The following is a 22,097-nucleotide window of genomic DNA, read 5'->3' as shown; positions in this document are numbered from 1 at the left end:
AAGCTTTGATCTAGTTTTTCTTCGGCTCGCGAATCTTGTACCAGGCCACATACAGCGCCGGCAGGAACAGAAGCGTCAGCAAGGTCGCCACCACAATCCCGCCGATCATCGCGTAGGCCATCGGCCCCCAGAACACCTCCCGGGCGATCGGGATCATGCCCATGCTCGCCGCCGCAGCAGTCAGCAGAATCGGCCGGCGCCGGTGCTCGGTGGCTTCCACCACCGCATCCCAGGGCGAGTAGCCCTTGTGCTCGAACTCCTCGATTTGTGTCACGAGGATCACCGAGTTGCGGATGATGATACCGATCAGCGCCAGAATCCCGAGGATCGCCACGAAGCCCATCGGCGTACCGGTCGGCACCAGCGCCAGCACCACGCCGATCAGCCCCAGCGGCGCGACACTGGCCACCAGAAACAGCTTCTGCACACTGTGCAACTGGATCATCAGGAAGGTCGCCATCAGGAACAGCATCAGCGGCAAGACCTTGGCAATCGGCCCCTGGGCCTTGCCGCTTTCCTCGACCGTACCGCCGGTAGCGACCTTGTAACCCACCGGCAGTTTGGCGGCGAAGTCATCGATGGTCGGCTTGAGGACTTTCACCAGATCGGTCGGCTGGATTTCGTCGCGCACCGAAGCCTTGATGGTGATGGTCGGCAGACGGTCGCGACGCCACACCAGCGGCTGCTCCAGTTCATAACGCACGGTGGCGAAGGCCAGCAGCGGAATCGATGTGCCGTTGGGCGTGACGATCTGCAGATTCTGCAGTGTTTCCGGTGTACCGCGTTCGGAATCCACCGCCCGCCCGACCACGTTGACCAGGTAGATATCGTCATCGACCTGGGTCAGCGGCGAGCCACTGACAATGCTGTTCATCAGGTTGGCCACATCCTCCGAGGACAGACCGAGCTGACGCGCCTTGTCCTGGGCGATGTCGATACGCAGGACTTTGCCGGGCTCGTTCCAGTCGTAAATGATCTCGCCGATGTGCGGGCTCTTGTCCAGTTCGGTGGCCAGGTCGATGGCGTGTTTGCGCACCTGATCGATGTCCTTGCCGCTGACCCGGTACTGGATCGGGCGCCCCACCGGCGGGCCCATTTCCAGGGCCTGCACGTAGCTGCCGATGCCGACGAAATCCTTGCGCAGGCGATCACGCAGGCGCTGACTCAAGGCTTCGCGGGCCTTGAAGTCTTTGCTGACGATCACCAGTTGCGCGTAGTACGGGTTCTGCAGTTGCTGATCCAGCGGCAGGTAGAAACGGATTGCACCCTGACCGATGTAAGTGCTCCAGCGCACGATGTCCGGGTCGCCCTTGAGCGTGGCTTCGAGCTTGTCGACGGCCTTGCGTGTTTCATCGATTGAGGCGTTTTGCGGCAGGTTCAGGTCGACCAGGATTTCCGGGCGGTCGGAAGACGGAAAAAACTGGTTCTGCACGAAACGCATGCAGAACACCGCCAGGACAAAGCACAGCACCGTTATGCCGATGGCCCACCAGCGATTGCGCATGCACCACAGCAGACCGCCGTTGAACGCTCGCCCGATACGCCCCGGCTCGGCTTCGTGGGGCTTCACGTTGGTGCTGAGGATGTGCACGCCGATCACCGGCGCGAAGAACACCGCCACAATCCATGACACGATCATCGCCACCGCGATCACCGCAAACAACGTGTAGGTGTACTCACCGGCGGAGCTGGCGTTGAGTCCGATGGGCACAAAACCGGCCACGGTCACCAGCGTGCCGGTGAGCATCGGGAACGCCGTGGAGGTGTAGGCGAACGTCGCCGCCTGCTCCTTGGTCTCGCCCATTTCCAGGCGCGTGACCATCATCTCCACGGTGATCATCGCGTCGTCCACCAGCAGCCCGAGGGCGATGATCAGTGCTCCGAGGGAAATCCGCTGCATGGTGATGCCGCTGTACTCCATGTACACGAACACCATCGCCAGCACCAACGGGATCGAGCACGCCACCACCAGCCCGGCCCGCACGCCGAGGCTGATAAAGCTCACCACCAACACGATCACCACTGCCTCGAACAGCGCGCTGGTGAAGCCGCCGACGGCTTCTTCCACCACCACTGCCTGATCGGAAACGGTGTGCACGCCAACGCCTACCGGCAAGTCGGCGGTCAGTTGATCGATGCGCGCGTGCAGCGCCTTACCAAAGGCCTGGACGTTGCCGCCCTTCTGCATGGCGATTGCCAGGCCGATGGCCGGTTTGCCGTCGAAGCGGAACTCCGGGGTCGCCGGGTCGACGTAACCCCGGCTGATTTCAGCGATGTCGGCCAGACGATAGAAGCGGTCATTGAGTTTGAGATTGACCTCGGCCAGGTCCTTTTCCGAGGCAAACTGCCCGGAGGTTCTCACCGAAATCCGCTCGGGTCCGGCCTCGATCACACCCGCCGGGGTCACGGCGTTCTGCGATTGCAGGCTCTGCACCACTTGCCGTTGATCGATGCCCAGCGCCGCCAGTTTGCGGGTGGAAAAGTTCAGGTAGATCACTTCATCCTGCTGGCCGACCATCTCGATCTTGCCCAGCCCCGGCACGTTGCGAATCTCGGCGCGCGCCTGTTCCACATAATCGCGCAGTTGCCGCATCGTCAGGCCGTCGGCGGTGAACGCGTAGACCGAGCCGAACACGTCACCGAACTCATCGTTGAATCCCGGCCCTTGAATCCCTTGGGGAAACTGGCCGCGAATGTCATCGATCTTCTTGCGCACCTGGTACCAGATTTCCGGAATGTCCTTGGCACTGGTGGTGTCGCGCAGGTACACGTAGACCGTGGATTCGCCGGGGCGCGTGTAGCTTTTCACGTAGTCGAGGGAATCGAGCTCTTCGAGTTTTTTCTCGATGCGGTCGGTGACCTGTTTGAGCGTTTCCTCCTGGGTCGCGCCCGGCCACTTGGTCTGGATCACCATGGTCTTGATGGTGAACGACGGGTCTTCCTCGCGCCCCAGATTGAAGTACGAGAACACCCCCATCAGCAGCCCGACGAACATCAGGTACCAGACAAACGACTGATGCTTGAGGGCCCATTCCGAGAGATTGAAAGACCCTTTCATTGACTGTCCTCGTCGAGTTTCACGGCTTGTCCGGGTTTGAGGCTGTTGACGCCGGCGCTGACCACACGCTCGCCGGACTTGACCCCGCCCGCCAGCACCACGGTGCTGTCGGTGCGGCTGGTCACGCTGACGTCGCGCGGGGCAACGGTTTTGCTTTGCGGGTCGATCACCCAGATCCGTGTTTTGCCGTCGGCCTCCTGCAAGGCTGTCGCAGGCAATTCGATTCGCGGTTTGATCGCCGAACTGAGGGTCACGCTGATTGCCGTGCCGAGGCGGAATCCGGGCGGCGTGCTGGCCAGGGTCAAGCGGGCACGACGGGTGCGCGTGGCGCTTTGCGCCTGTGGTTCGATCTCACGGATGACGGCGGTGGTGTTGATGCTCGGATCAAGTTGCGCGGCCACCAGAAACACCACGTCGCTGGGAATCTGATCGACCAGCGTGTCCGGCAGATCGATCACCGCTTCCTTGATGTCCGGTTGCGCCAGTGTCACCACTTGCTGCCCGGCGGTGACCACCTGACCGGCCTCGGCATTCCACGCGGTGACCACGGCTTTGTGGTCGGAGCGCAGTTCGGTATAGCCGAGCTGATCCTTGCTCTGGTTGACTGCCGCCCGCGCCTGGTCGAGGGATGCCTGGGTGGTTTTCAGATCGGTGGTGGCGATGTCCAGTTGCGCCTGGGCGCCGACCCCGCGATCGAACAGCGCCTGCTGACGCCGGGCGTTGGCCTGGGCGTTGATCAGTTGTGCTTCGACTTTCGCCAGATCGCCCTGGGCCGAGCGCAACTGGTTCTGCTGGTCGGACGGGTCGAGGGTGGCGAGCAAGGTGCCCTTCTCCACCTCGGCACCCACGTCGACGTTACGACTGGCAATGCGTCCGCCGACGCGGAAACCGGTGTTGCTCTCGTAGCGCGCCTGAATGCTGCCGGCGAAACGACCGAGGGTTTCCTCGTTCAGCGCTTGGACCTTGATCGACAGCACCGGCCGCACCGGTTCGGGCGGTGGCTCGCTCTTGGAACAGGCAACCAGCAGCAGCCCGACAGACATCCCCCACAAAGGCTTCATGGCTGTGCTCCCGGTTGCAGTTCCTTGTAGGTGTTCTCGGCGATCTCGACTTTCATCCCCGGATGCAGCAACTGCCCACCGGCAACGATGACTTTTTCGCCGCCCTTGAGCCCTTCGCTGATGATCACGTGGCCGGTCAGGTAGCGGCCGACGGTGACGTTGTGCAGTTGCGCCTCACCCTTGTCGTCGACCATCCATACCGCCGGTTCGCTGATGTTCTTGGTCAGGGCCGACCACGGCAATTCCACTGCCGATTTGCCGCTGCCCTTGGCGGTGGCACTGACCACCGAGCCAAGCTGCATGCCCTGGGGCAGGCTGTCGAGGGTGACCTTGACCTGCACCGTGCCGGACTGCGCCGACACTGCCGGGGTGATTTCGCGCACGGTGCCAGTGGTCTTGATGGCGGGATTGTCGAGCAGGCTGACGACGATCGAACGCTCTGCCGGCCGCTCTGCCAAAAGTGATTCGTACACGTTGAACACCGCGTCGCGATCGCCGTCCCGGGCGAGGCTGAAGATCGGCGCCGTGGCCTGCACCACTTGGCCGACTTCGGCCTGACGCTGGGTGATGATGCCCGGTGCATCGGCGATCAGCGCGGTGTAACTCAGTTGATCCTTGGCGTTGGCCAACTGCGCCTGAGCCGCGCTCAACGCACTCTGGCTGCTGCGCAATGCCGCTTGCGCGGAATCGTATTCGCTCTGGCTGGTGTAGCCCTTGGGCAACAGTTTTTGCTGGCGGACGAACGCGGCAGCGCTCTGTTTGACCCGCGCCTGCTCGGCCAGCACCTGGGCCTGGGCGGAGTCGACGTTGGTCTGCAAGTCCTTGGGATCGAGTTTGGCCAGCACTTGTTTGGCCGAGACGCGGTCACCGACATCGACCATGCGCTGGATGATCTTGCCGCCGACCCGGAACGACAATTCGGTCTGCACCCTGGCCTGAACATCGCCGGTGAGGGTCACCGACGCCGCGAAGTCCGCAGGCTTGACCTCTTGCACGAAGACGCGCGGCAGATACTCCTGGGGCGCCTTTTTTTCGCCGCAGGCGGCGAGCAAAGCGAGCAGGCCCAACAGGGCGGCTGTTTTCAATCCGGGACTCGCCATGCAGACTCCTTCCTGTGTACGAACGTGCAAGTGACGATACGACTGTGAGCTTAGAACAGGGTTCAACCTTCGTCCGGGCGATATATGCATTTATGTGCAGCAGGTATCCTGAGCCGGTTTCCAGAGCACCCAGGAAGGATTTTCATGCTCAAGACCCTCGCGGTGGCCAATTACCGCTCGATCAATAAATTGGTGATTCCACTGGGTCGGCTGAACCTGATCACCGGCCCCAACGGCAGCGGCAAATCCAACCTCTACCGGGCGCTGCGCCTGCTGGCGGAAACCGCTCAGGGCGGCGTGGTCAATGCACTGGCTCGCGAAGGCGGGCTGGAGTCGACGTTCTGGGCCGGGCCGGAAACCATCAGCCGGCGCATGCGCAATGGTGAGGTGCCGATCCAGTCCACCGTGCGCCAGGGCGTGAAACGTCTGAGGCTGGGTTTTGCCGGGGAGGATTTCAGTTATTCGATTGCGCTGGGCTTGCCCGAACCGAGCCTTTCGTTCTTTTCCCTCGACCCGGAAATCAAAAAGGAATGCATCTGGGCCGGGCCGCTGTATCGGCCGGCCAGTCTGCTGGTGGATCGCGACGGGCCGATGATCCGTACCCGCGAGGGTCGCAGCTGGGACGTGCTGGCGCAGCACACGCCGAACTTCGACAGCCTGTTCGATCAGGTCGGCAGCCTGCGCACTTCGCCGGAAGTGTTCCAGATGCGCGAGTTCATCCGCCGTTGGCGCTTCTACGATCACTTTCGCAGCGACGCCGACGCCCCGGTGCGCCAGCCGCAACTGGGCACGCGCACGCCGGTGCTGCATCACGACGGCCGCGATCTGGCGGCGGCGTTGCGCACCATCATCGAGATCGGTGATCCAGAGGCATTGCAGGCGGCGATCAGCGACGCGTTTCCCGGCGCACGGCTGAACATCGCGCCGCTGGCGGGCGGACGCTTTGCCATCGAGTTCTTTCAGGAAGGGTTGTTGAGGCCATTGTCGGCGGCGGAATTGTCGGATGGCACGTTGCGTTATCTGCTGCTGGTCGCCGCGCTGCTGACGCCGCGCCCGCCTTCGCTGATGGTGCTGAACGAACCGGAAACCAGTCTGCATCCGGATCTGTTGCCGGCGCTGGCGCGGTTGATCATTCGCGCATCGCAGGAGTGTCAGGTATGGGTGGTTTCACATGCACGGCGATTGATTTCGGCGTTGCAGGAAGATGAGGAATGCAATTGCATCGTGCTGGAGAAGACCCTCGGCCAGACAGGCGTTGTCGGGCAGAGGGTGCTGGATGAGCCGGCGTGGAATTGGCCTGATTAGCCCTGCCACTTCCCGCCTTCGACGATCACACTCTCAGGCTTGGTGTCATCACTCAGTTCTTTACGCACATACTGGTCATACAGCTTGAGCAGATATTTCTCTTCGCCAAGCTTGGCCAACTCCGCATTCACCCAGTCGCGCAATTCGATGTTGCCCTTCTTCACCGCCGGTGCAATCGGGGCTTCGGCGCCGAGTTTTTCATCCAGCACGCGGTAGCCCGGGTTCTGCTTGGCCCAGCTGAACAACACCAGATTGTCCTGGGCGTAGGCATCGCCACGACCGTTGGCCAGGGCTTGGAGGGACTCGGAGTTTTTCTCGAACTTCAGCAGTTTCCAGTCCGGGTGGTTCTTGGTCAGCCAGATATCGGCGGTGGTGCCGGTGGTGACGATGGTGGTGCGGGTCGCCAGGTCATCCAGCTTCTTCACGTCGCTGCCCTGCGGCACCAGCGCCTGCACCGCGACCTTGAGATTCGGGTTGGTGAATTCCACCGCTTCCTTGCGCTCCGGAGTCACGGTCATGTTGGCGAGGATCAGGTCGACCTTGTCGCTTTGCAGGAACGGAATGCGGCTCGCCGGCTCCACGGCCACGAACTCGACCTTGTTTTCATCGCCCAGCAGATCCTTGGCGAATTGACGACCGATGTCGGTATCGAAGCCGACATAGCGCCCGGCTTCATTAACGAAGCCGAACGGCGGTTTGTCGGTGAACACGCCGACAATCAGTTTGTCGCGGGCCTTGATCTTGTCCAGGTAACCCGCCGGCGCAGTGCTTTCGCTGGCGACTTTCGGCTTGGCCGGTTCTTCGGTCTTGTTGCAGCCGGCCAGCAACGCGAGGCTGATCAGCGGTAATGCAAACAGGGCTTTGGCAGTTTTCATGGCAGTTCCGGTTCCTTGGTTTGAGACGTTGTGGACGAAGTCGTTGAAGGCAGGGCTTCGACGTAGGAGAACTTCTCCAGGAACTGCTGCGCGCGTGCGGTTTGCGGGTTCGTAAAGAAAAGCTCGGGCGGGTTCTGTTCGAGGATGCGCCCGGCATCCATGAACACGATGCGGTCGGCCACCGCGCGGGCGAAGGCCATTTCGTGGGTGACGATCAACAGGGTCATGCCTTCGCGGGCCAGGTCCTGAATCACTTGCAGCACTTCCTTGACCATCTCCGGGTCGAGGGCGGCGGTGACTTCATCGAAGAGCATCACTCGCGGGTTCATGCACAACGAACGGACGATGGCGATACGTTGCTGCTGGCCGCCGGAGAGCTGGCGCGGGAAGGCATCGCGTTTCTCCAGCAGGCCGACGCGCTCGAGCAACGCTTCGGCCTGTTGCTGCGCTTCGCGGCGTTGGCGCTTCTGCACCTTGAGCGGGCCGAGCAGCAAGTTATCGAGCACGCTCATGTGCGGGAACAGGTGATAACTCTGGAACACCATGCCGATCTGCTGACGTACTTCGCGCCAGTCGGTGGCCTTGTCCAGCAGCTCGCGGCCGGCGAATTTCAGAGAGCCGCCATGGGCAACTTCCAGACCGTTGAGGCAACGCAGCAGGGTACTTTTTCCGCAGCCGCTGGGGCCGAGGATGACGATGACTTCGCCGGATTTCACTTGCAGGTCGATGCCCTTGAGCACCTGCTGTTCGCCGAAGAATTTGTTGAAACCCTGAAACTCGATCAATGCGCTCATGCTTGCGTCCAGCGTCGCTCCAGCACGCGCGAGGCGGCCGACAGCGGGTAGCAGATGAAAAAGAAAAACAGGAATAGCGCGCCGTAGATCAGCACCGATTCGTAGGTGCGCTCGATGATCTGCTGGCCGACCTTGATCACATCCACCACGCCGATCAGCACCGCCAGCGAACTGGTCTTGATGATCCGCGTGTAGACGTTGATGGTCGGTGGCGTCATGCGTTTCAGCGCCTGGGGTAGCAGCACGTAGCCGTAGAGCTGCGCCGCGTTCAGGCCGATAGACAACCCCGCTTCACGCTGCCCGCGTGGCAACGAATGCAGCGCACCGCGCGCCACTTCGCCGACCTCACTGGCGCCCCACAGCGACAGCACCAGCACCGCGCACCAGAAGCTCGGCAGGCTCAGGCCGAAGAAAATCGGCAGGCCGAAAAACAGCAGGTACAACCAGACCAGCACCGGAATCGCCCGGAACAGTTCCAGATAGATCCGCAGCACCGCGTTCAGCCACTTCACGTTGAGCGTGCGCAGTACGCCGTAGAGCACACCGCCGACGGTGCTGAGGGCGATGCTCAGGAACGAGATCGACAGGGTTTGCCCGGCGCCTTTGGCCAGTTGCGGCAACGACACCCAGAGCAGTTCAAGACCCGAACTGGCCATGCTGGAGCCTCCTTTCCAGACGGCTCAACAGCAGCGACAGCGGCAGGAACAACAGCACGCAGATCAGCGTCAGCACGGCGAGCATTTCGTAGGTTTTGTAGTAGAGCGCGATGTAGCTTTTGGTGGTGTAGAGAATCTCCGGCACCGCCACGGCCGAGACCACGGTGGTCTCCTTGAGCAGGAAAATGAAATTGGCGAACAGCGACGGCAGGCTGAGGATCCCCGCTTGCGGCAGGATCACGTAGCGCAGCAACTGACCGTGAGACAGGCCGATGGAGCGGCCCGATTCAAGCTGCGCCTGGGGCACCGCATCCACACCGGCGCGCAGCACTTCGGTGAGGTAGGCGCCGCCGAGGAACGTCATGGTGATGATCGCGGCGGTGAAGCCGGAAACCCTGATCCCCAGTGCCGGCAAGGCGAAGTAGACGAAGAACAGCTGGATCAGCAGCGGCGTGTTGCGCGCCAGCTCCACATACAGCCCGACCAGTTTTTGCAGGTAAGGCGTGCGAAACACCAGAATCGTCGCGTTCAGCAGCGCTACCAGCAACGAGGTGCCAATGGCGATCAAACCGACCTGCAGCGTCACGCCCACGGCTTTGAGAAACGCCGGCAACGTGCTGAGGATAAATGCGTAATCGAAGGTCATGAAACATCCTGACGCCGCTCGGTAAGCGACGGTGGTGCAGTCCATGGACAGCGGGTAGCTGTCCGGCAGGCACCGACTTTAAAGGTATAAGAAAAAGAATTTAAATACCGTTAAAGCATATTGATATCACGCAAAAAACTAATCGGCGGGTTTGCCGGGAACAAGGAGGAAGGCTATTGTCCCCAGCGCTGTAGGACGGATCTTTTTTGCATAAAAGCCCTCCAAGGACGAACAGCTTTTGGCCAGACTCCCCCGGCCGAACCCATAACAAGGAAGAGAACATGGACGTAAAAGTGCCGCAGCGACTGGATCCGCAGGAAATCGTGAAATTGTTGGTGGCGTTGCGCCGGGCGTTGAAAACCGGGATAGCCTGAGCTTAAAGACACCCTCACCTGTACACACAAAAACGCCGATGACCATCACTGGCCATCGGCGTTTTCATACCTGAAGGGGTTGTGTTGCTGCGTCAGATCAGAACGCCGGCAATACCGCGCCGTTGTACTTCTTCTCGATGAACGCTTTGACTTCCGGACTGGTCAGGGCAGCGGCCAGTTTCTTGATGGCATCGCTGTTCTTGTTATCTTCACGGGCGACCAGGAAGTTCACGTAAGGCGAATCGGCACCTTCGATCACCAGGGCGTCCTTGGTCGGGTTCAACTTGGCTTCCAGCGCGTAGTTGGTGTTGATCATGTCCAGGTCGACTTCTTTCAGAACCCGCGGCAACAGGGCCGACTCCAGTTCCTTGAACTTGAAGTTGTGCGGGTTCTTGGCGATGTCTTTCGGCGTGGCCAGAGCGTTTTTAGGATCTTTCAGTTCGATCAGGCCAGCCTTCTGCAGCAGGATCAGCGCACGACCGCTGTTGCTGCCTTCGTTCGGAATGGCGATGGTGGCGCCGTCCGGCAGTTCGGCCAGGGTCTTGTACTTGCTCGAGTAGCCACCGAACGGTTCAACGTGCACGCCTTGCACGGTCACCAGGTACTTGGCCTTGTCGTCCTTGTATTTACCCTGGTTGAAGCTGTTCAGGTACGGCAGGGTCTGGAAGTAGTTGGCGTCCAGACGCTTCTCGCCTACCTGTACGTTCGGTTGAACGTAGTCGGTGAAGACCTTGATTTCCAGATCCACGCCTTCTTTGGCGAGAGTCGGCTTGATCAGCTCGAGGATCTCGGCGTGTGGAACCGGGGTCGCGGCGACCACCAGTTTTTCGCCGGCCTGGGCCAGGGAAGCAGTCAGAGCAGCCGCCAATGCGGTAAACAACAGAACCTTTTTCATGCAGTGTCCTTAGTCGAAAATCACGGTCGTCATCGACGACGGCATTAATACGTGTGCCAGCGATGTGCTACTGCTGGCGTGAGTCGGACAATACCGGGATTTTTTATTCCCGGACAATAACGTTTATTCAGCTTCATATTCCATTTTGTTCATGTTGAACAAAATGGTTACAAAGCCTCACTCAGGCTCAACAGTAATTCTTTCAATGCCTTACGTTCCCCGGCTGTCCCTTTGACAGTGATGCTCGCCACCTGACGTTCGATCTGAACCGGCGACCCAGACACCTCGGGCAGGTTCAGGTGCTCCGGCAGGATTTCATCGCCAGTGCTCACCAGAAGTGCAAAGTGAATGACGTTTTCCAGCTCCCGGGTGTTGCCCGGCCAGCTGTGCTGCTCCAGCACCTCCTGCGCCGCTTCGCTGATCAGCGGCACCGGCAGATCCAGGCGCTGGCTGTAGATGCCAAGGAAGTACTCGGCCAGCGACAGAATGTCACCGACCCGCGCCCGCAACGCCGGCAGTTCCAGATGCCCTTCGCTGAGATAGTGATAAAGCCGCTCGTGGAATTTCCCCGCCGCCACTGCTTGCGCCAGATCGATGCTGGTCGCAGCGACCAGTCGCACGTCCACCGGGCTCGGCTGATGCGCACCGACGCGGGTGACTTCGTGGTTTTCCAGGGCGGAAAGCAATTTGATCTGGATCGGCAGCGGCAGATCGCCGATCTCGTCCAGGTACAAGGTGCCGCCATTGGCCGAACCGAACCAGCCGGCGCGGCTACTGGCCGAACCGCTGTAACTGCCAGCGGCGTAGCCGAACAGTTCGGCATCGGCGTAGGTCGGGCTGATCGCCCCGCAATTGACCGAGACAAACAAGCCGCTGCGATCACTGGCGCGGTGGATATGGCGGGCGAGCAATTCCTTGCCGGTGCCGGTCTCGCCGCGAATCAGCACCGACGTCGAGCGCGGTGCGAGCTGGGCCATTTCCTCGCGCAACTGACGAGAGCGTGGATCAACGAACACCAGCGCCTTGGCGCGAATGCTCAGGGGACTTTTTTCCGCATCGGGAAAGGTCAGCAACGGCTGACCGAAGGTTTCGAAACTCATGGCAGACTCCCGCCCCAAATCGCCGGGAGACGGGGGCGTTGAAAAATATATAAGTGGTCAGGCACGACGCCGGGCGTGTTGTTCCATGCGGTTTTGCAGGCGATACAAATAAGCGAACCCCTGCTCCCAGCGTTGATGCCCGGACTTCACGTTGATATGACCGGCGCCCGCGAGAATCCCCGCCTCGGCGCCCCAGTTGCGCGCCAGTTCCAGCGCACGCGGCGCGCTGACGGCGGCATCGTTGTCGGAACTGACGACCTGGCTCGGGAACGGCAGCAGATCGGTGGGAATCGGCGCGAAATTGCGCAGTGCCGGCACGCAGGCCGGACGCTCCACATCCGCCGGCGCGACCAGCAGCGCACCGCGTACCTGACGCAAATGCTGCAACGGCGCGGTAGCCGCCCAGTGCGCCACGGTGATGCAACCCAGGCTGTGAGCGATGAGAATCACCGGCGTGCTGTCGGCGGCAATCGCTTCGGCCAGCGCCGCGACCCAGTCTTCACGACGCGGCGTCAGCCAATCGGCCTGCTCCACCCGCGCGCTGTTCGGCAGACTGTTCTGCCAGTGGCTTTGCCAATGATCTTCTGGCGATCCTTGCCAGCCCGGCACAATCAGATAGCGGATTGATTCGTTGCGCATGGGGAGCTCTCCTGCGTCGTGTCTGTTCCTGATCGAGTATAGGGATGGGATTTATATTCGTTAAGGAATAAGAAGCTATTTATTAAGACCTGAAATGAATATCAAGTCTCAGACAAAAAAGGGGCCGCACCCTGCCAAGGAGACGGCCCCGGAAAAACGTGAAACCCTTATCGTGCAGTGATCACCGACAGTTTGGTGATGCCCGCCCGCTCAATCGATGCCATGGCTCGCGCCACTTCGCCGTAATTCACCCCGTCGTCCGCCTGTAATTGCACGCGCACTTCCGGGTCCTTGGCCTTGGCCGACTTGAGGTTGAACTCCAGCAGATCCGGCTGGATTTCGTCCTTGTTGATAAACAGTTTTCCAGCACCGTCGATGCTCACCACCAACGGGTCTTTCTGCTCGACCGGCGCCACCGCTTCGGTCTTCGGCAGGTTGATCGGTATCGCGTTGGTCAACAGCGGCGCGGTGACGATGAACACCACCAGCAGCACCAGCATCACATCCACCAGCGGCGTCACGTTGATCTCGCTCAGCACCTCGTCGCTGTCTTGCGTGGAGAAGGCCATATCAGGACGCCTCCTTAACTTTTGTCGCGTTGCCCTGGGCCGCAGCCTTGTGCGCGGTCGGGTGGATCAGCACGCGGAACGAACTCTTTTGCGCCAGGCTGTAGAAGTCGTGGGCAAAGTCGTCCAGATCCGCCGCCGTCAGTTTCAGACGACGCAAAAAGTAGTTGTAAACCAGCACCGCCGGCACCGCGACCGCGATCCCCACACCGGTGGCGACCAGCGCTGCACCGATGGGCCCTGCGACCGTTTCCAGGCTCGCCGAGCCCGCCGCGCTGATTCCCTTCAACGCTTCCATGATTCCCCACACCGTGCCGAACAGGCCAATGAACGGCGAGGTGCTGCCAATACTCGCGACCACCGCCAGACCGGTTTCCAGCGAACGACGCTCGCGGACGATCTGCTGACGCAAGGCACGTTCGAGGCGGTCCTGATGGTTGATCGCCTGGCTCAGGTCATTGGCCTGCGGCGCCTCACCCACTTGAATCGCCGCGTAACCGGCCTGTGCCACCCGCGCTGCGGCGCCGGGCTGGGTTTCGCTCAACTCGGCGGCGGAGTCCAGACTCGACGCCGCCCAGAAGCGCTTGTGAAATTTGCGATCCTGCGCCTTCAACCGACCAAACTGCACAGCCTTGAGCAATGCCAGGCCCCAGGTGGCGACAGAGAAGACCACCAGCAGCCAGATCACCGCGCTTTCGATGGATTCCAGTGGAGATGCCAGTAACGTCATGATGTGTTCCCTCGTGTAAACATTTCGCGCGAATTTGGTTTCGGTTTAGTGAATCTTGAAATCGATGGGCACGCTGACCCAGCCGTCCTGGGCGACATCACCCTGCTTGGCCGGCACGAAGCTCCAGCGCTTCACGGCGTCCAGCGCCGCGTCGTCGAGCTGTTGCCGGCCACTGCTTTTCTGAATCTGGATCTCGCCCGGTTTGCCGCTGGCCAAAACGTGCACTCGCAGCAACACCGTGCCTTCCCAACCGCGACGCTGGGCCAGCGACGGATACTCAGGCGCCGGGTTCTTCAGGTACGCGGCGTTGGCCGAGGCCGGGGTCACCGGAGCAGGCGCCGGTGGTGCAGGTGGCGCAGGCGCGGCGACCGGAGCGGCCGGTTGTGGCGGAGCCGGCGGTTGCTCGACAGCTTTGGGCGCCGGCTTCGGTACCGGTTTGGCGACCGGTTTCGGTTTGGGAATCGGCTTCGGTTTCGGTGGCGGCTTGGTTGCCAGTTCGTCCTCTACCGGCGGTGGAGGCTCGACCACAGGTGCCGGTGGCGGCGGTACAACCTCTGGCGGCGCCGGGGGTGCCGGGCGCGAAAATTCGATGGTCATCGGTGGAATTTCCGGCGGCACGATCGGCAGCGCCGGTGTCGGATGCTGGTTGATCCAGTAGATCACCGCGCCATGCACCACCAGCGCCAGAACGCCGAGCAGAATCGTTTCGCGGCGGCTCAGAATGCCCTTGGGCGCGCGCTGCAAACGCAGCTGCCCCAACGGCACGCGATGGGGCCGGCCGAGATCGACCAACTCGCCGCTCGGCGCCTGGCGCCACAGCACCTCCTGTGCACTGGCGGCGGTCTGGACATTGCCCATTGATTTACTCCCTGCGGTCTCTTTGCGTTTTTTCGCGTAGCCGATTCGCCGCTTGTTGAATCCCCCACGGCGTGATCGATGGGTCAATCATTGGGGTTGGAGGCTTATCTCCGAAAGTAATCTTTCATGTTATGAATAGACATTTATGGAATATGCAAAACGGTCATTTCCACCCAAGCCACGGCCCGCAAGGCTTCCAGCGATTCGCCGGAATCGACATGCTTTCCCGGCATAAAAAGTATTCATCCAAGGCATCGGGTTATCGATGACCCGGGATCCGGTGACATCTAATTCCAAGGTGATAGTTGACGAACTTTTCAAGAGACAAATAAAAAGGCCGATGCATGTTTAATGCATCGGCCTTCGACTTGCAGAATTTCTTATTGCTTCACAAACTCCCCGGCCAGACCCACTACATCACCGTCAAAGTTGGTACGCGAGCCCACCGCACGAACTTTCGAGTAGTTGTGATCCGGCGAGAACAGGGTCCAGGACTGATAGCCAGTGCCGTCATTCAGAGCCGCGAAAGTAATGATCGTAGGCTGCCCGGTGCTGTTCTGGAAGTGGTAGTGACCGTACGCGATGTCGTAGTTCACGCCGTTCTGGCTGAATTTTCCGCTGAAGGTGCCGTTGGAGTCGTTGCCATCGGTAATCGTCAGTTTGGCGCCAGCGTTAGCGTTTACATAGTTGCCATTAATGCTCGACATAACGAGATTTCCTTTATCGTTGGATAAGTGTCTTCCGATGAGAGCAAGTTTCCTCCTGGAAACTCACGACACTCAGGATGGTTCGCCATTCACTTATTGTCCACGGGACTTTTCAACGATATTGCTATATGCACTATTCATGTCATTCATAACTTATTTCGATTCGTAAGAGTCCTGATAACTAACGACTGGCATGGGTCTGTTGCGCACCAATGGCCGGCGCAATCACGGCCGTCTCCGAACGCGGCGTCCCGGCCGGCACCCAGTCATAACTCACAGGCAGAGCCCGATAGACCCAGTTGCTGATCGCGTCGCTGCCCGGTGCCTTGCCCAGATAGGGGCTGACGTATTCCCAGACGTTTTCACCGCTGGCTGTCACTTGGAAGAACCGCCCGTTCATGCCCTCGTCGATCAGCGTGTTGCCGTTGGGCAAACGCCGCGCGCTGCTGATGAACGAGCTGTAGAACGCCCACCCCGGCTGCTTCGAATTGGCGGCGCTGTACTGCCAGACGATTTCGTTTTTCACCGGGTCGATTTCCAGCACCCGCGAGCCGGAAATCAGCCCCAGCGTGACGTTCGGGTAACCCGCCGAACCCTGGTTGTCGAACACCAGCAGATTGCCGGCGCCGGGCAGTCCGGCCGGGATGATGTGCGCGTCATGCTGGCCAACAAACTGGTCCACCGGGCGCGGTATTTTCTGAGCGGTTTTCGGGTTGGTCAGCGGCAGATTCGGCCCCAGGCGCCAGACCACTTTGCCACTGTGTTTGTCGATGATCGCGATGAAGTTGGCGTTGCGTGAATCGAGCAGCAGATTGTCCGGGTTGAAGCGTTTGTCGCCGGCATCGAACCACTTGTTCGGCCCGACCAGGCTGAGGTTGTTGATGTGCAGGTAATCCGGATTTTCACTGGCCCGCACCAGCTTCAATTGTTCGGCGGTGAAACCGAACTCGTTCAAGTGATCCGACGCCAGCCACTGCCATTTCACCTCGCCCGTAGAGCTGACTTCGTAGATCGCATCGTCGATCACCTCGGGCACTTTGAAGCCTTTGACCTTGTGCACCTTGTTCGCCAGCACCACGGTGTTGCCGTTGCTCAGGCGACGCTGGTCGTGATGCTGTTGCGCAGCGCCACCGGGTGCCTTGTCGCCCCACTGCCAGACGACTTTGCCGTTCCAGTCCAGCTCGCCGACACTCTGATTGCCCAGGCCGTTGCCGGCAGAACCGAGCTTGCCCGGATCCTTTTCGCTCAGTTGCAGCAACACATGGCCACGCTCACCACCGACCAGTTTCGGGTCGATGATCGCTGACGGGAAGCCGGCCTGAGGCCAGCTCTTCACTTCGTTGCCGTTCATGTCGATCAGGTGCGTCTGCTTGTCGGCACCGCTGAAGATCACATATTGGTTGAAGGCCTTGGCCGGGTCGTATCGGGTGACACCGGTGGGATAGACGCTGGGCGCGGCGAGCGCTCCGGCACTGAGCACTGCGCCGGACAACAACACCGGTAAAGCGGTTTTGATGCGCAACATGATGCAGCTCCTTGAAGGATCGATCAGAAGTCGTAGCGACCGGTGACGCCGAGGGTGCGCGGCGTACCGAGCAGGCCTTCATAACCGCCGTTGCCGCCGGTCCACAGGGTCGTGTAGTAGGTTTTGTCGAAGGCGTTTTTCAGCCACAGCGAGACGTCCCACTGGCCCTGATTGAAATCGCCGCGCAGGCCGGTGGAGAGATTGACCACCGCGTAACTCGGGATCTGGCCGTAGTCGGAATCCTCGACCGTACCCACCGCTTTGGAGCGGAATGCATAGCTGCCGGTGACATAGGGTTGCAGCCCGTTGGCCAGATTCCATTCGTATTTGCCGTTGGCGTTGCCGATCCATTTCGAGGCGCCGACAACCTGGTGACCGCTGAGGTCGCAAGAGGCCGGAGCACGCGGTGCAAGGCTGACTTCAGGTGGGCACGGAGCATCTTTGTAGGAGAGGTAACTGACGTCGTTGAACGAGCCGTTGAAGTTCAGCGTCAAGCCGCGCAACGGGATCACGGTGCTTTCGAATTCCACGCCACGTGAGCGCACTGAGCCGGCGTTGGTCAGGTATTGCACCCGGTTGACGTCGTCGTAGGCGTTGGTCTGGTAAGCGTTGACCTGCGTCCAGAACACGTTGGCGTTGAGCTGCAAACGCCGATCCCACAGGGTGCTCTTGAAGCCGAGTTCAGCGTTGTTGGCGCGTTCGGTGCCGATCAGCAACGAGTCGGCGCCAGCGGTCGGCGCCGAGCCGACCACAAGGTTGACCCCTCCGGATTTCTCGCCGTGGGACAGCGTGGCGTAACCGAGCAGATCATCGGTGATGCGATAACTGAGGTTGAGCAATCCGGATGGGCTGGAGCTGTACTGATTGAGATCGCCAGAATCGTAAGCGCCGGTACGTCCGCGTCGTGCAGTGGCCGCTGCGCCGGTGACAGCGGCACCGCCGACCGGTGCATCGCGAGTGACCCAGGCGTTCTTCTCTTCATAGGTGCCGCGCACTCCGGCGGTGAAATCCAGGCGTGGTGTGAGGTGCCAGGTGCCTTGGGCGAACAGCGCAAAACTGTCGGTCTGGATGTGGCCGCGACCGACACTGCCGACGTTGGCCAATGCGCCCCGTGGCGTGCCGTTCCAGATGTCGGCCTGGGGGCCGTAATAGGCGAAGGACTTGTTGTCCAGGTCCGAGCCAAAGTAGTACGCGCCGAGCACGTAATCGAAGGACTCGCCCTTGGGCGACGCCAGACGAAATTCCTGCGAATACTGTTTGTCCTCGACAGAAACCCCGGCGTTGTAGGTTGCCGCAACGTTGAGACCATCATCGTTGGCCGGGGTGAAATTCCAGTAGCGATAGGAGCTGATCGAGGTCAGGGTGAAGTCGCTCGGCAACGTCCAGTTGGCCTCCACCGATGTGCCGCCCTGATGCACCGTGACGTGCTGGTCGTTGTCCAGATTGACCTTGCGGTGCGAGCCGTTGACCAGCGTCGCGCCGGCGGCGTTGGCCCGGGACTGATAGAGGTTGACGCCATTGATGGTCGGCCCGGTGTTGTACAGCACGCGGGTGCCGGCGCTGGAATCCTCTTCGTTGTAATCACCGATCCAGCGCAGATTGAAATTCTCGTTGGGCTTGAACAACAGCTGTGCCCGGAAGCCGTCGCGGGAACCGCCGTTCAGGTCATGACCGTTGAATTCGTTTTTGATGTCGCCATCGCTGCGGGTGCGATAGGCGGAAATTCGCCCGGCCAGTTGATCGTTGAGCGGCCCGGAAAGCGTGCCCTTGGTCTGGAAATAACCGTCCTCGCCGACCGAGGTTTCGATGCTGTGCTCCGGGGTAAAACTCGGCGGGCGGGTGCTGATGTTGATCACCCCGGCGGTGGTGTTCTTGCCGAATAATGTCCCCTGCGGACCGCGCAGGACTTCAAGCTGTTCGATGTCCATCAGGTCGAACACCGCCATCCCCGGACGGCCCAGATAAACGTTGTCGATGTACAGGCCGACGCTACCTTCCAGGCCATCACTGGCCGGGTTGTTACCCAGGCCGCGAATCGACACGCTGGACTGGCGCGCATGCATGTAGGCGACGTTGACGCTGGGCACCAACTGCTGCAGATCCTGGATGCGATAGACCCGTTGCGTCTCCAGGGTCTGACCGCTGACCACGCTCATCGGCGTTGGAACATCCTGCGAACTTTCTTCGCGACGGCGGGTAGTGACGGTCACGGTTTCCAGTTGTGAAGTGGCGGTCGCGGTCTTGCCTGCCGGTGCCGGCACAGGGGTTTCCGTTTCAGCGGCGTTGCCGTGGGTCCAACTGGCACTCCCCGCCAGCAGCAGGGCCAGAGGCAGACGTTTGAGCCGTCGTGGCGGCGGCGGTGAAGCGAGGTTCAACGGACTCATGGGGCTGCTCCTGGTCAAAAAACACGCAGACATCTTTCACGCCGCATATTCTTTTAAGTTATTTATTTATGTTTTTACAAAGATTTACTGCATAAGAGATTGCCTTTATAAGGAGTCGACCTAATGCATATCCAATGCATTTCCCGGATATTTTTTATGTGAAAAATGCATATCGATTTGCGCCAGCTCAGACACTTCATCGCCCTCGCCGAACAACGCAGCTTCGTCGCGGGCGCGCAGGCGGTGAACCTGTCGCAGTCGGCGTTCAGCCGCAGCATTCAGGCGCTGGAGCACAGCGTCGGTTGCCAGTTGGTGGATCGCGGGCGCAAGGAATTGCCGCCGACCAAACAGGGTCAGGTGCTGCTTGAGCACGCGCGGCGGCTGGTCAGCGGTGCGCAGCAGATGGCCAACGAGATCAGCCAGTTCAACGGGCTTGAGGCGGGGGAATTGCGCTTCGGTTGCGGCCCGGCGCCGGCGGCAGGATTGATCCCGCGAGCGATCGGCAGCTTCATCGGCCGCTACCCGAAAGCGCGGGTGCATTACCAGGTCGATGACTGGCAGAGCCTGAGCAAGCGACTGCTGAGCGAAGAGTTCGAATTCTTTGTCGCCGACACCCGTCACTTCGAGGCGGATCCGGATTATCTGACCCACCGTTTGCGGCCACGCAAATGGCATTTCTGCTGTCGCGCCGGGCATCCGCTGGCCGCATCGGATCGGGTCACGGCCGAGCAATTGATGAGTTATCCACTGGCCGTGAGCATTCGTCCGCCGAACCTGCGCAAGGTCATCGTCGACCTTAGTGGCCGGCCGGATTTCGTCCCGAATGTGGAATGTGAAAACAGCGCCAGCCTGCTCGGCGTGGTGCTGCGCTCCGATGCGATCGGCATCGTTGGCGCCTATTCGGATGCACTGCATCAGGCCCGGGGTGAGCTGGTGTGTTTGAAGGTAGAAGGGTTGGCGGATGATCTGGAGGAGCTTTACACCCGTTACGGAATTGTCAGCCGCGCCGGGTATCGGTTGTCACCGTTGGCCGAGGCGATGATCGAGCAGATCAAGGCGATTGATGCGGTGGATGAGGAGGTGTGCTCGCTGGCAAACCTGGCCGTCTGAGCCCATGCGTTTCATGCATCACAAGCATTCCCCGAATGCACTTGCCGAACACCCTCGCCGAAAGCGAAAAACCTCGCCTGTCTTTCTGACTGGTGAACCCCATGTCCAACCCGCAAAACCCCGTGCGCAACGTGCTGTACATCATGTGCGATCAACTGCGCCGCGATTACCTGTCGTGCTACGGCCACCCGCATCTGCACACTCCGAACATTGATCGCCTGGCCGCCACCGGCGTGCGCTTCAGTCGCGCCTACACCCAGGGCACGATCTGCGGACCGTCGCGGATGTCGGCCTACACCGGGCGTTATGTCAGCAGCCATCAAGTGGCATGGAACGCCGTGCCGCTGCCGCTGGAAGAACTGACCATCGGCGATTACCTGCGGCCCCACGGCATTCGTACTGCGCTGGTCGGCAAGACCCACGCCACGGCCAACGTGGATGCCTTGCAGCGGCTGGCGATCAACCCTGAAAGCGCCCAGGCCGAAGTGCTGAACGAAGTCGGCTTCGAGCCGTACTTTCGTCACGACGGCATCTTCCCCGACGACCCGCTGTTCGATGACAAACGCGAATCCGCGCCGTATACCCATTACCTGCGCGAGCAGGGTTTCGAAGGGCGAAACCCCTGGCACGACTGGGCCAACGCCGCTGAAGGCGACAACGGCGAAATCCTCAGCGGCTGGAAAATGCGCAACGCCCATCTGCCGGCGCGAATTCCCGAGCAACATTCAGAGACTGTCTACACTACAAATCGAGCCATCGACTTCATCGGTGAGCAAGGTGAAAAACCGTGGTTTTTACACCTGTCCTATATCAAACCCCACTGGCCCTACATCGTACCGGCGCCGTACCACACTTTGTACAGTACGAAATCGATTCTCGAACCGGTACGTAATGCCTCTCCAAGCGACCATCCGGTCTATCAGGCCTTTCGCCAGCATGAGGAAAGCCTGAACTTCTCCAAAGACCCGGTACGACTGAACGTGATCCCGACGTACATGGGCCTGGTCAAACAGGTCGATGATCAGTTGGGGCGGCTGTTCGATTTCCTGCAAAGCAACGGCCGCTGGGAGGACACGCTGATCGTGTTCACCAGCGATCACGGCGACTTTCTGGGCGATCACTGGCTGGGAGAGAAGGAGTTCTTGCTGGAGCAAGCGGTGGGCGTCCCGTTGATCGTGCGCGACCCGCGTGCGGCGGCGGATGTCACGCGGGGAACGGTGGACGAGCGCCTGGCGGAAACCATCGACGGCATGCCGACCTTTCTCGAAGCGCTGGGCGTGACGGGCGCCGAACATCGACTTGAAGGCCGCTCGCTGATTCCACTGCTGCACGGCGAGAATCCCGAATGGCGCCGCTATGCAATCAGCGAATACGACTACGCCTTCCAGGCCCCGGCGCGGGAGCGACTGGGCCAGCCGATCGACCGTTGCCGCATGACCATGGTGCGTAGCGAGCGTTGGAAATACCTGGCGTACGACGGCTTTCGGCCGCAGCTTTTCGATCTGTTGAATGATCCGCAGGAGCTGCAGGATCTGGGCGCGGACCCGGCATATGCGGCGGTGCGCGAGGAGCATGCGGGCTATCTGTTCGAGTGGGTGCGCGGTTTGAAGCGGCGCACGACCATCAGTCATCAGGAGATTGATTTGCGTGGGCAGCGGTTTCGTTATGGGGAGCCGGAGACGGAGAAGATGGTGCAGATCGGCGTGTGGTGATT

The 22,097-nt window shown here is 60.6% G+C and carries 19 protein-coding genes; 3 read left to right on the top strand and 16 right to left on the bottom strand.

Going from position 1 to position 22,097, the window contains the following annotated elements:
• Positions 1-10 precede the first annotated feature (10 nt).
• The 3 genes from DXT77_RS17690 to DXT77_RS17680 are packed head-to-tail and all read right to left on the bottom strand — an operon-like array spanning position 11 to position 5,219.
• Complete coding sequence (locus DXT77_RS17690; protein ID WP_119428591.1) at positions 11-3,058, bottom strand: efflux RND transporter permease subunit; 3,048 nt, start codon at positions 3,056-3,058, stop codon at positions 11-13.
• Entirely contained in the window at positions 3,055-4,119 is a 1,065-nt protein-coding gene (locus tag DXT77_RS17685) for an efflux RND transporter periplasmic adaptor subunit (protein ID WP_119428590.1), read from the bottom strand. Before DXT77_RS17685 ends, DXT77_RS17690 begins: the two co-directional genes overlap by 4 nt.
• The gene (locus tag DXT77_RS17680) at positions 4,116-5,219 is read right to left on the bottom strand and encodes an efflux RND transporter periplasmic adaptor subunit (RefSeq protein ID WP_119428589.1); all 1,104 of its coding nucleotides are present in this window, start codon (positions 5,217-5,219) and stop codon (positions 4,116-4,118) included. The genes DXT77_RS17685 and DXT77_RS17680 overlap by 4 nt, the downstream gene beginning before the upstream one ends.
• Positions 5,220-5,363: 144 nt before the next feature.
• Here DXT77_RS17680 and DXT77_RS17675 point away from each other — a divergent pair, with 144 nt between their 5' ends.
• Entirely contained in the window at positions 5,364-6,524 is a 1,161-nt protein-coding gene (locus tag DXT77_RS17675) for an AAA family ATPase (RefSeq protein WP_119428588.1), read from the top strand.
• On the opposite strand, the gene DXT77_RS17670 is transcribed toward DXT77_RS17675, so the two are convergent.
• The 13 genes from DXT77_RS17670 to DXT77_RS17610 all read right to left on the bottom strand — a co-directional run bounded on the left by DXT77_RS17670 (position 6,521) and on the right by DXT77_RS17610 (position 19,273).
• Positions 6,521-7,399, bottom strand: coding sequence for a transporter substrate-binding domain-containing protein (locus DXT77_RS17670; RefSeq protein WP_085733361.1), 879 nt, complete (start codon positions 7,397-7,399; stop codon positions 6,521-6,523). The genes DXT77_RS17675 and DXT77_RS17670 overlap by 4 nt on opposite strands.
• Positions 7,396-8,193 carry an amino acid ABC transporter ATP-binding protein gene (locus DXT77_RS17665; protein ID WP_119428587.1) on the bottom strand — a complete coding sequence of 266 codons (798 nt, stop codon included), beginning with the start codon at positions 8,191-8,193 and terminating at the stop codon, positions 7,396-7,398. The genes DXT77_RS17670 and DXT77_RS17665 overlap by 4 nt, the downstream gene beginning before the upstream one ends.
• On the bottom strand, positions 8,190-8,849 hold the full coding sequence (locus DXT77_RS17660) for an amino acid ABC transporter permease (protein ID WP_119428586.1): 660 nt from the start codon (positions 8,847-8,849) through the stop codon (positions 8,190-8,192). Before DXT77_RS17660 ends, DXT77_RS17665 begins: the two co-directional genes overlap by 4 nt.
• A complete protein-coding gene (locus tag DXT77_RS17655; protein WP_119428585.1) occupies positions 8,830-9,495 on the bottom strand; it encodes an amino acid ABC transporter permease in 666 nt (221 codons plus the stop codon). Before DXT77_RS17655 ends, DXT77_RS17660 begins: the two co-directional genes overlap by 20 nt.
• 471 nt (positions 9,496-9,966) lie before the next feature.
• Positions 9,967-10,764 carry a MetQ/NlpA family ABC transporter substrate-binding protein gene (locus DXT77_RS17650; RefSeq protein ID WP_007952772.1) on the bottom strand — a complete coding sequence of 266 codons (798 nt, stop codon included), beginning with the start codon at positions 10,762-10,764 and terminating at the stop codon, positions 9,967-9,969.
• 167 nt (positions 10,765-10,931) lie between these two features.
• Positions 10,932-11,864, bottom strand: a complete 933-nt coding sequence (locus tag DXT77_RS17645; RefSeq protein WP_119428584.1) for a sigma 54-interacting transcriptional regulator — start codon at positions 11,862-11,864, stop codon at positions 10,932-10,934.
• Between the two features lie 57 nt (positions 11,865-11,921).
• Positions 11,922-12,503, bottom strand: a complete 582-nt coding sequence (locus DXT77_RS17640) for an alpha/beta hydrolase (RefSeq protein ID WP_119428583.1) — start codon at positions 12,501-12,503, stop codon at positions 11,922-11,924.
• Positions 12,504-12,670: 167 nt separating this feature from the next.
• Positions 12,671-13,072, bottom strand: coding sequence for a biopolymer transporter ExbD (locus tag DXT77_RS17635; RefSeq protein WP_003220570.1), 402 nt, complete (start codon positions 13,070-13,072; stop codon positions 12,671-12,673).
• 1 nt (position 13,073) lies between these two features.
• Positions 13,074-13,799 carry a MotA/TolQ/ExbB proton channel family protein gene (locus tag DXT77_RS17630; RefSeq protein ID WP_011331927.1) on the bottom strand — a complete coding sequence of 242 codons (726 nt, stop codon included), beginning with the start codon at positions 13,797-13,799 and terminating at the stop codon, positions 13,074-13,076.
• A 45-nt stretch (positions 13,800-13,844) separates the two neighbouring features.
• Complete coding sequence (locus tag DXT77_RS17625; protein ID WP_119428582.1) at positions 13,845-14,657, bottom strand: energy transducer TonB; 813 nt, start codon at positions 14,655-14,657, stop codon at positions 13,845-13,847.
• A 380-nt stretch (positions 14,658-15,037) separates the two neighbouring features.
• Complete coding sequence (locus DXT77_RS17620) at positions 15,038-15,364, bottom strand: hypothetical protein (protein ID WP_007952780.1); 327 nt, start codon at positions 15,362-15,364, stop codon at positions 15,038-15,040.
• A gap of 181 nt (positions 15,365-15,545) precedes the next feature.
• The gene (locus DXT77_RS17615) at positions 15,546-16,889 is read right to left on the bottom strand and encodes an aryl-sulfate sulfotransferase (RefSeq protein ID WP_119428581.1); all 1,344 of its coding nucleotides are present in this window, start codon (positions 16,887-16,889) and stop codon (positions 15,546-15,548) included.
• Positions 16,890-16,912: 23 nt separating this feature from the next.
• Entirely contained in the window at positions 16,913-19,273 is a 2,361-nt protein-coding gene (locus tag DXT77_RS17610) for a TonB-dependent receptor (protein ID WP_119428580.1), read from the bottom strand.
• A gap of 165 nt (positions 19,274-19,438) precedes the next feature.
• Between DXT77_RS17610 and DXT77_RS17605 the strand changes: the two genes are divergently transcribed.
• Both DXT77_RS17605 and DXT77_RS17600 read left to right on the top strand, forming a co-directional pair.
• Entirely contained in the window at positions 19,439-20,383 is a 945-nt protein-coding gene (locus tag DXT77_RS17605) for a LysR family transcriptional regulator (protein WP_039764502.1), read from the top strand.
• 101 nt (positions 20,384-20,484) lie between these two features.
• Positions 20,485-22,095, top strand: coding sequence for an alkaline phosphatase family protein (locus tag DXT77_RS17600; protein ID WP_119428579.1), 1,611 nt, complete (start codon positions 20,485-20,487; stop codon positions 22,093-22,095).
• Positions 22,096-22,097 lie beyond the last annotated feature (2 nt).

The organism is Pseudomonas sp. 91RF, assembly GCF_003576265.1.
Taxonomy (GTDB): Bacteria; Pseudomonadota; Gammaproteobacteria; order Pseudomonadales; family Pseudomonadaceae; genus Aquipseudomonas; species Aquipseudomonas kribbensis.
This window is presented reverse-complemented; position numbering and strand designations above follow the sequence as displayed.